General features: G+C 58.0%; 9 protein-coding genes. 7 read left to right on the forward strand and 2 right to left on the reverse strand.

Features of this window, described 5'->3' with window-relative positions; all coding sequences use genetic code 11:
* The first annotated feature begins 47 nt into the window (after window positions 1-47).
* Window positions 48-1,007 carry an NADPH:quinone oxidoreductase family protein gene (locus tag ACTG4B_RS15045; protein WP_439156518.1) on the forward strand — a complete coding sequence of 320 codons (960 nt, stop codon included), beginning with the start codon at window positions 48-50 and terminating at the stop codon, window positions 1,005-1,007.
* On the opposite strand, the gene ACTG4B_RS15050 is transcribed toward ACTG4B_RS15045, so the two are convergent.
* Entirely contained in the window at window positions 997-1,869 is an 873-nt protein-coding gene (locus ACTG4B_RS15050; protein WP_439156519.1) for a LysR family transcriptional regulator, read from the reverse strand. The genes ACTG4B_RS15045 and ACTG4B_RS15050 overlap by 11 nt on opposite strands.
* 114 nt (window positions 1,870-1,983) lie before the next feature.
* Between ACTG4B_RS15050 and ACTG4B_RS15055 the strand changes: the two genes are divergently transcribed.
* The 4 genes from ACTG4B_RS15055 to ACTG4B_RS15070 all read left to right on the forward strand — a co-directional run bounded on the left by ACTG4B_RS15055 (window position 1,984) and on the right by ACTG4B_RS15070 (window position 5,470).
* Window positions 1,984-2,205 carry a DUF1127 domain-containing protein gene (locus ACTG4B_RS15055; protein WP_439156520.1) on the forward strand — a complete coding sequence of 74 codons (222 nt, stop codon included), beginning with the start codon at window positions 1,984-1,986 and terminating at the stop codon, window positions 2,203-2,205.
* A 153-nt stretch (window positions 2,206-2,358) separates the two neighbouring features.
* Window positions 2,359-3,129, forward strand: coding sequence for a Bax inhibitor-1/YccA family protein (locus ACTG4B_RS15060; RefSeq protein ID WP_439156521.1), 771 nt, complete (start codon window positions 2,359-2,361; stop codon window positions 3,127-3,129).
* A gap of 272 nt (window positions 3,130-3,401) precedes the next feature.
* The gene (locus tag ACTG4B_RS15065) at window positions 3,402-4,637 is read left to right on the forward strand and encodes a putative DNA modification/repair radical SAM protein (RefSeq protein WP_439156522.1); all 1,236 of its coding nucleotides are present in this window, start codon (window positions 3,402-3,404) and stop codon (window positions 4,635-4,637) included.
* Window positions 4,634-5,470: a TIGR03915 family putative DNA repair protein gene (locus tag ACTG4B_RS15070; protein ID WP_439156523.1), complete on the forward strand. Its 837-nt coding sequence runs from the start codon at window positions 4,634-4,636 to the stop codon at window positions 5,468-5,470. The genes ACTG4B_RS15065 and ACTG4B_RS15070 overlap by 4 nt, the downstream gene beginning before the upstream one ends.
* A gap of 18 nt (window positions 5,471-5,488) precedes the next feature.
* Here ACTG4B_RS15070 and ychF read toward each other — a convergent pair whose 3' ends face one another.
* Window positions 5,489-6,586: a redox-regulated ATPase YchF gene (gene ychF, locus ACTG4B_RS15075; RefSeq protein ID WP_439156524.1), complete on the reverse strand. Its 1,098-nt coding sequence runs from the start codon at window positions 6,584-6,586 to the stop codon at window positions 5,489-5,491.
* Between the two features lie 178 nt (window positions 6,587-6,764).
* Between ychF and trpA the strand changes: the two genes are divergently transcribed.
* Entirely contained in the window at window positions 6,765-7,556 is a 792-nt protein-coding gene (gene trpA, locus ACTG4B_RS15080) for a tryptophan synthase subunit alpha (protein WP_439156525.1), read from the forward strand.
* A gap of 77 nt (window positions 7,557-7,633) precedes the next feature.
* The coding region (locus ACTG4B_RS15085) for an alpha-hydroxy acid oxidase (protein ID WP_439156526.1) at window positions 7,634-8,022 on the forward strand (389 nt) is incomplete at its 3' end.

Consider the following 8,022-nt stretch of genomic DNA (forward strand, 5'->3'; position numbering starts at 1 on the left):
TATGATGGTGCCACCTGACACCACGACAGGATGAAGGATTCGATCAGATGCGCGCATTTCAAGTCAGCTCTTTCGACGCAAGCCCCGCAATCACCCGCGTGGACACCCCTACCCCGCAGAACGGAGAGGTGCTTTTGCAGATTGCCGCCTGCGGTCTGAATTTTGCTGACCTGCTGATGGCAAAGGGCACATATCAGGACACGCCGACACCCCCCTTTTCCCTGGGCATGGAAGTTTGCGGCACCGTCATCGCCCATGGACCGGGTGTGACCGCACCTGCCATTGGATCACGCGTCGCTGTCTTTGGCGGGCATGGCGGTATGGCCGAATTGGGGTGCTTTCCCGCTGCACTGTGCCGCCCCGTGCCCGACGACATGACATCGGAAACAGCCGCTGGTTTCATGGTTGCCTATGGCACATCGCATCTGGCGCTGGACCGCCGTGCCCGGCTGCAACCGGGCGAAACACTTTTGGTGCTGGGGGCCGCGGGCGGTGTCGGGCTGACGGCGGTCGAAATCGGCAAGGCGATGGGCGCGACCGTGATCGCCGTGGCACGCGGCGTGGATAAACTGGCCGTCGCCAAGGCTGCTGGCGCGGATCATCTGATCGACAGCACGACTGACGATATCAAGGCGGCCGTCAAGGCGCTGGGCGGTGCCGATGTGGTCTATGATCCGGTGGGCGGCGACGCATTCAAGGCCGCGCTGGGCGCTTGCAACCGCGAGGCCCGCGTGCTGATCATCGGGTTCGCCAGCGGTGACCTGCCGCAAATTCCCGCGAATATCATTCTGGTCAAGAATATCACCGTGATCGGGTTTTACTGGGGGGGATATCTTGCATTTGAACCCCAGGCACTGACCGACAGCCTTGCCACCTTGATGGACTGGCACAGCAAGGGGCGGCTGAAACCGCACATCAGCGATGTTTTCCCGCTGGAAGACGCGGCACTGGCACTGTCACTGATGCGCAGCCGTAAATCGACCGGCAAGGTCGTCATCACGCCATAGCGGGCATGTTCATCGTGTAAAATCCATCCCTGACCAGCTTGGCCAGATCTGTCAGGACCGGCCCGTCCTTCAGGTCGGCGCAATACATGTTGATGTTCATCTTGCGCAAACTGGGCAGAGCGCCGCCATGGTTGATCTGTTCGAAATGGCGCGGTTCGGTGCCTTCCAGCATCGTATGCACAGCCAGATCGGCGCTGACCGTCGCCTCGATCGTGCGGCTGGAGTTGCTTTCCACCACCATTTCCCAGGGAATGCCCGCATCGTCCAGCCGCCTCTGGACAAACTGGCGAAAGATACAGCGCTGCTCGAACGCCAGTCGCAGAGGGCGTTGTTTCCACGCCTGCCCGCCGGGTGCGCCGACCCAGATCAACGGGATCTGCGTCAGTGTTTCGCCGCCCGTTCCCACGCTATCTTCGGTCGTCAGCATGAGGTCGATGTCGCCGCGGTTGAATTCATCCATCAGGTTGCGGGTGAATGACGACACCAATTGCACCTTGACGCGCGGATAACTGGTGGCGAACGCCCGCAACACGGCGGGAATGACCGGATAAACAATGTCATGCGGCACACCCAGTTTCAGCTCGCCTTCAAATTCCGTGGCCGTCAGCCGCCCGTATACCTCGTCATTCAACTGCAACATCCGCCGCGCATAGCTAAGCAGTTGTTCGCCCTGCGTCGTCAACCCGATGGTCCGGCCCGTGCGATCCAAAAGGGCGGTATTCAACGATTCCTCCAGCCGTTTCAACTGCATGGACACCGCCGACTGAGTCAGGTTCAGCAGCCCAGCCGCCCGCGTCACACCCCCCGTATCCGCAACCGCCACAAAGGACCGTAAGGCCGTTGTATCCAGATTCCTCGACATATCACAAATCCTGATGGTTTAGGGATCAAACATTCATTTCTATAATGGCGCGATACATCCTAAATATCAAGCATCGGAATGCAATCGCCACAATACATCACGAAAGGAAATACAATGACACAACTCGCCAATCCAAACACGATTTGCACCCCGGCATCCCGGCAACGCAGCAGCATCAGCGCGCGCGTTTCGACGATGATCGCGGTCGCGCGGCAACGCCACGCACTGCGCAAACTCGACGATCACCTGCTGGCTGATATTGGCGTCAGCCACCTACAAGCCACCCAGGAAGCCAGCCGCCCGGCGTGGGACGTGCCCGCGATCTGGCGCAAATAGTCGCAGTTGCCGCAAGTTTGCCGCTTTTCCTGTCAAAAATAATCGGAATTGCGCCGTTCTGCGGCCTATGAACCTTGAAAAGACAGGGGTTTGTGCCAATATCTTCCCTAGGATAACGCAGTGCTGCAACACTGTTTCTTTTTGGAGGTATGAATGGCTCAATATGAGACAATGAAGACAGCTGCTGGCGTTCGCACGGCTGCTATCGACGCGGGCCTGCGCGCCCACATGAACAAGGTCTATGGGACCATGTCGATCGGAATGGTCATTACGGCGCTTGCCGCATGGGCCATTTCCGGCCTGGCGACAACGACCGTTCCGACAGAATACCAGATCGGCGCAAATGAATACCTTACCCAACTTGGGTATATGATGTATGCGACACCGCTGAAATGGGTGCTGTTTCTGTTGCCGCTGGCCATGGTCTTTGGCTTTGGCGTCGCTGCAAACAAGCTTTCAGCGTCGGGTCTGGGCACTTATTTCTTTGCCTATGCCGCTGCGGTCGGTATTTCGCTGAGTTCGATTTTCCTGATCTACACAGGATTTTCGATCATGCAGATCTTTCTGATCACCGCCATTGCCTTTGCCAGCCTGTCACTCTGGGGTTACACCACCAAAAAGGACATTTCGGCATGGGGCTCTTTCCTGATCATGGGCGTTGTGGGGTTGATCGTGGCGATGATCGTCAACATCTTCCTGCAGTCCGAGGCGATCATGTTCGCCATTTCGGCCATTGGTGTGCTGATCTTTGCGGGTTTGACTGCCTATGACACACAGAAGATCAAGACAGAGTATCTGCAGCACGCAGCACATGGCGATAGCGAGTGGCTGGGCAAAGCGGCCGTCATGGGCGCATTGAACCTGTATCTGGACTTTATCAACATGTTCATCTTCCTGCTGAGCATTTTTGGCAACAGAGAGTAAATTTTACGCTCCACCCCAAACACGACCAGAGCCCGCCAAGACACCGTCTTGGCGGGCTTTTTCATGTTCCGATATCCCATCGTTCTGCGCAAACGAACAAGTGGACCGGATCAATACCTGTCAGTCGGAGCCATCGTATTGCGCGTATCAGGAATGGCCGATGATCATGTCAGCCTCAGCGACCTCCTGCATCGCATGGCATTTTAAAAACAGACATTCCGAACCTGCCGTCATGTCTTGCCACCAATCGTATCGGAACATAACATGAACATATGGCCCGATTCACTCTGACTGAAAAACTGGCAATCCTCAGTGATGCCGCCCGGTATGATGCATCCTGCGCCTCCAGCGGGACGACGCGGCGCGACAGCCGCGATGGCAAGGGGCTGGGATCGACAGAAGGGTCGGGCATCTGCCATTCATACGCCCCCGATGGCCGCTGCATCAGCCTTCTCAAAATTCTGATGACGAATTTCTGCATCTACGACTGCGCCTATTGCATCAACCGCGTGTCATCGAACGTGGCCCGCGCACGGTTTTCGGTGGACGAGGTCGTGCAGCTGACCATCGAATTCTACCGGCGCAATTATATCGAGGGGCTGTTTCTTTCCTCTGGCATCATCCGCTCTCCCGATGCCACGATGGAGGCGATGGTGCAGATCGCAAGGCGCCTGCGCGAGGCAGAGGGGTTTCGCGGCTATATCCATCTGAAAACCATCCCCGATGCCGCCCCCGAACTGATCGAGCAGGCGGGGCTGTTTGCCGACCGTCTGTCGATCAACGTGGAACTGCCGACAGATACCGCCGTGCGCACCTATGCCCCCGAAAAGAACCCCGTGACGATCCGAAAGGCGATGGGCGATGTCAAGGAACGCAAGGCCGTGGCAGGCGAACGCAGCTATCGCGGAAGGCGCGGGCCAAGGTTTGCGCCAGCAGGCCAATCGACGCAGATGATCGTGGGGGCCGATGGCGCGACAGATGCGACGATATTGGGGCAATCCACCCGGCTTTACGGCGACTACGGGCTGCGGCGGGTCTATTATTCGGCGTTTTCACCGATCCCCGATGCATCCGCCGTTTTGCCCCTGATCAAACCACCTCTGGTGCGCGAACACCGGCTGTATCAGGCGGACTGGCTGTTGCGGTTCTACGGCTTTGACGTCGGTGAAATCACTGCGGCGCGCACTGATGGCAACCTTGATCTGGATATGGACCCGAAACTGGCCTGGGCGTTGCAGAACCGTGCGCTGTTTCCGGTGGATGTAAACCGTGCGGGGCGCGGCATGCTGCTGCGGGTGCCCGGGTTCGGGACGCGCACGGTGGGCCGTATCTTGCAGACAAGACGGCACCGGACAATCCGTTACGACGATTTGCTGCGTATGGGGGCTGCGTTGAAAAAGGCGCGTGCCTTTATCGTGGCGCGTGACTGGCAGCCCGGCGCACTGACCGACAGCGCCGATTTGCGCGCGCGCTTTGCGCCACCACCCGTACAGTTGCAGCTGATATGATTTACACTGTTCCCCTGCCCCGTATCGGCACCGATCTGGCCTGGCGCGATGCCGCCAAGCGGCTGATTGGCGCGGGTGTGTCACCGCAGGATGTGTTGTGGGATTTCGACCACGACATGCCCGCCCTGTTCGAAGGCACAACCGATCTGCCCCCACCCACACGCCCCGTAAAGGCACCGCAAAGTTTCTTGCAGCTGGCCAATACAGTGGTCTGGCACAAGGACCCGCAGCGGTTCGCACGCCTTTACACGCTTTTGTGGCGCTTGCGGCACGAACAAGGGGTGATGCAGGATCGGGCCGATCCCGATCTAAGCAAGTTGCACCAGATGGAAAAAGCCGTGCAGCGCTGCAAACACAAGATGAAGGCCTTTGTCCGGTTTCGCGACCTGCGACAGGGCGGTGCGCGGCGCAGCTTTGCCGCGTGGTTCGAACCCACGCATCATACCGTCGAAGCAACTGCACCCTTCTTTGCCCGCCGGTTCGCCGATATGGACTGGATGATCGCCACATCGGATGTGACCGCACAATTCGTGAACGGCACGCTCACATTCCACCCAGGCCAGCCAAAGCCCGATCTGCCCGACGACGCGGCAGAGGCACTGTGGGGGACGTATTTCTGCAACATCTTCAATCCCGCAAGGGTCAAGCTGCAGGCGATGACATCGGAAATGCCGCGTAAATACTGGAAAAACCTGCCCGAAGCGCAGCACATTCCGGGATTGATCGCCGGCGCCGAGGCAAAGGTGACGCAGATGCGCGCGGCGGCACCCACACTGCCCACACTGCGCGCGGAACGGATCAAGAAGCAAAACAGCGATGGGTCCGACCCGTAGGGCCGGTCCCAGCCCGCCTTACGTATTGAACAGGAAATGCATCACATCGCCGTCCTTGACGATGTAGCTTTTGCCTTCCGCCCGCATCTTGCCGGCCTCTTTCGCTGGTTGTTCGCCGCCCAGCATAACGAAATCATCATAGGCTATTGTCTCGGCGCGGATGAACCCGCGTTCAAAATCACCGTGGATGACGCCGGCCGCCTGCGGGGCCGATGTGCCCTGCTTGATGGTCCATGCACGCGCCTCTTTCGGGCCGACGGTGAAATAGGTCTGCAAGTGCAGTAATTCATAGCCCGCACGGATCAGCCGGTCCAGCCCCGGCTCTTCCAGCCCCATTTCGGACAGGAACATCTCTGCCTCGTCTGCGTCAAGCTGGCTGATTTCTTCTTCGATCCGGGCAGAAATCACAACGGATGAATTTCCCTGCGCCGCGGCCATTTCCGCCACGCGGGCAGATTGGCTGTTGCCGGTGCCGGCGCTGTCCTCTTCGACGTTACAGACGTAAAGCACCGGTTTTGTCGTCAAAAGTTGAAGCATCCGCCATTGCTTGGCGTCGTCGGGGTCAACGTCCACCGTGCGCGCGGGCTGGCCATTTTCCAGCGCCGCCTGTGCCATTTCCAGCAGACGCACCTGCTGCGCGGCGTCCTTGTCACCACCGCGCACCTTGCGCGTCAGGTTTTGCAGTCGTTTTTCAATGCTTTCCAGATCAGCCAGCATCAGTTCGGTTTCGATCACCTCGGCGTCTTCGACGGGATCAACGCGGCCTTCGACATGGGTGATGTCATCATCTTCGAAACAGCGCAGCACATGGGCGATGGCGTCGCATTCGCGGATGTTGGCCAGAAACTGGTTCCCCAGCCCCTCGCCCTTGCTGGCCCCTTTGACCAGCCCCGCGATATCCACGAACGTCATGCGCGTCGGAATGATCTGCCTGGATCCTGCGATTTCGGCCAGCTTGTCCAGCCGCGCATCCGGCACGGCCACGTCGCCCACATTGGGTTCAATCGTGCAAAACGGAAAATTCGCGGCCTGCGCGGCGGCCGTTTTCGTCAGCGCGTTGAACAGGGTCGATTTGCCCACATTCGGCAAACCCACAATACCCATCTTGAAACCCATGGCGGCTCTCCTTTAATTCACCGCGCTTCTAGGCGGGCAGCGCCATCCCTGCAAGGGTGCGGCTGCGATTGCTGGCAATGATTATTTACGCGGCAAGACGTGCGACAAAGCCGCTTCGGCATTGATTTTCCCGCACGCTTGGCCCAAACCGTGCAAAGTTTAAAAGATGGGGACCGACATGAGCAGAATAGATGCGAAATTTGCGCAGTTGCGCAGCGAAGGCAAAAAGGCCTTTGTAGCCTATGTCATGGCGGGTGACCCCAACTATGAAACCGGCCTTGAGATCACCAAAGGCCTGCCCGAAGCAGGCGTTGATATCATCGAGCTAGGCATGCCCTTTACCGACCCGATGGCGGATGGCACGACCATCCAGCTTGCCGGACAGCGCGCGCTTGAGGCGGGTCAAAATCTGGAGAAAACGCTGGCCTATGCCCGTGCGTTCCGCGAAAATGACGACACGACACCAATTGTGATGATGGGCTACTACAACCCCATCTATTCGCGGGGCGTCGATGCGTTTTTGCAAGATGCCAAAGCGGCAGGCATTGACGGTCTGATCATTGTTGATCTACCGCCCGAGGAAGACGACGAACTTTGCATTCCTGCACAGAAGATGGGGATCAACTTTATCCGGCTTGCCACTCCGACAACAGATGACAAGCGCTTGCCAAAGGTCCTGCAAAACACCTCCGGCTTTGTTTACTACGTGTCGGTAACGGGCATTACAGGCACGGCCGAAGCGCAATCGACAGATGTCGCCCCCGAAGTGGCGCGGATAAAGTCCAAGACCGACCTGCCTGTCATCGTGGGCTTCGGGATCAAGACGCCCGATGCGGCGCAGGCGATTGCGAGCATTGCCGACGGGGCTGTCGTCGGTTCTGCCATCGTCGAAAAGATCGGCGCCGGTGAAAGTGTTGCGGATATCCTTGGATTTGTGCGTAGTCTTGCAGAAGGCACGCACCGCGGATGAAACAGGGGCTGATTCATTTTTCTTGATTGAAATTCTTGAATCGGTAACAATAACTTACCAATTTGAGGAATTTTGTCATGCCAGTGATCACAACGATTGATGATCTCAAGCGTCTCCATAAGCGGCGCACTCCCAAGATGTTCTATGACTACGCCGAAAGCGGAAGTTGGACAGAACAGACGTTTCGCGAGAACACCTCTGATTTTGACCAGATCAGGCTGCGTCAGCGGATTGCCGTCGATATGACCAACCGGAGCACCGCCAGCCAGATGGTCGGCGAAGACGTGGCGATGCCTGTCGCACTTGCCCCTGTTGGCCTTACGGGGATGCAGTGTGCAGATGGTGAAATCAAAGCAGCGCGCGCCGCCGAAAAATTCGGAGTGCCCTTTACGCTGTCAACAATGTCGATCTGTTCGATCGAGGACGTCGCCGAAAACACAACCAAACCGTTCTGGTTTCAGGTTTA

It is taken from the genome of Yoonia sp. (assembly GCF_965660735.1).
Classification (GTDB): domain Bacteria; phylum Pseudomonadota; class Alphaproteobacteria; order Rhodobacterales; family Rhodobacteraceae; genus Yoonia.

What these genes read in the sequence shown, in the direction of transcription:
- ACTG4B_RS15045 (WP_439156518.1), top strand. Translation starts at nt 48, where the DNA reads ATGCGCGCATTTCAAGTCAGCTCTTTCGACGCAAGCCCCGCAATCACC.
- ACTG4B_RS15050 (WP_439156519.1), bottom strand. Translation starts at nt 1,869, where the DNA reads ATGTCGAGGAATCTGGATACAACGGCCTTACGGTCCTTTGTGGCGGTT.
- ACTG4B_RS15055 (WP_439156520.1), top strand. Translation starts at nt 1,984, where the DNA reads ATGACACAACTCGCCAATCCAAACACGATTTGCACCCCGGCATCCCGG.
- ACTG4B_RS15060 (WP_439156521.1), top strand. Translation starts at nt 2,359, where the DNA reads ATGGCTCAATATGAGACAATGAAGACAGCTGCTGGCGTTCGCACGGCT.
- ACTG4B_RS15065 (WP_439156522.1), top strand. Translation starts at nt 3,402, where the DNA reads ATGGCCCGATTCACTCTGACTGAAAAACTGGCAATCCTCAGTGATGCC.
- ACTG4B_RS15070 (WP_439156523.1), top strand. Translation starts at nt 4,634, where the DNA reads ATGATTTACACTGTTCCCCTGCCCCGTATCGGCACCGATCTGGCCTGG.
- ychF (WP_439156524.1), bottom strand. Translation starts at nt 6,586, where the DNA reads ATGGGTTTCAAGATGGGTATTGTGGGTTTGCCGAATGTGGGCAAATCG.
- trpA (WP_439156525.1), top strand. Translation starts at nt 6,765, where the DNA reads ATGAGCAGAATAGATGCGAAATTTGCGCAGTTGCGCAGCGAAGGCAAA.